Annotated in this window: 1 protein-coding gene; it reads left to right on the top strand. The window is 36.3% G+C overall.

Going from position 1 to position 675, the window contains the following annotated elements; translation table 11 throughout:
* Positions 1–100: 100 nt before the first annotated feature.
* A complete protein-coding gene (locus A5295_RS06070) occupies positions 101–640 on the top strand; it encodes an arginine repressor (RefSeq protein WP_032842537.1) in 540 nt (179 codons plus the stop codon).
* Positions 641–675 lie beyond the last annotated feature (35 nt).

Here is a 675-nt window from a genome sequence, read left to right as displayed (position 1 = left end):
CGAAGAACACATAAATAATTTTTTTATGCATGTAGATATGTATACATATATTCGTATATATTTAATTGAAAATATGTTTATGAAAGGTTTTGATAAAATTATGATGAATCCAGAAACGGATGCAGAATCAAATAACGAAGTGTCAATAAAACAGCAACGTCCTGCAACAAAAGCAGCGCGTTTAAACGCTATTGAACAAGCGTTACTGGCAGAAGTGATTACTTCTCAATCTCAACTCGCTAAAGTGTTGGCGCGTCATGGTTTTAATGTTACTCAAGCTACTTTGAGCCGAGATTTAGATGAGTTAAATGCCGTTAAAATTCGATTAACGGATGGCAGGATTGCGTATGTGCTTGGCGATGGTACTGGCAATCGTCATGCTATGGATACTGTGCGAATTGATCAGCAAGTTGCTCGCACTTTAGCAGGTCTTGTCACTGAAGTTGGACATGCAAATAATATTGTTGTTATTCACACTCCATCAGGCGCTGCACAATATGTTGCAAGTGTTATAGATCGTCAGCCTTTGAAAGGTATTTTAGGATCAGTTGCTGGAGATGATACAGTTATTATGGTTTGCGTTTCAAATGAAGAAGCTGAAAATCGAGCAAATTGGATGCTTTCAGTAGCTTCTCGTTAAACAATTTATTAAAAAATATTGTGGCTATTTAATTA

Origin of the sequence: Gardnerella sp. 26-12, assembly GCF_001660745.1 — a bacterium.
Classification (GTDB): domain Bacteria; phylum Actinomycetota; class Actinomycetes; order Actinomycetales; family Bifidobacteriaceae; genus Bifidobacterium; species Bifidobacterium swidsinskii.
This window is presented reverse-complemented; position numbering and strand designations above follow the sequence as displayed.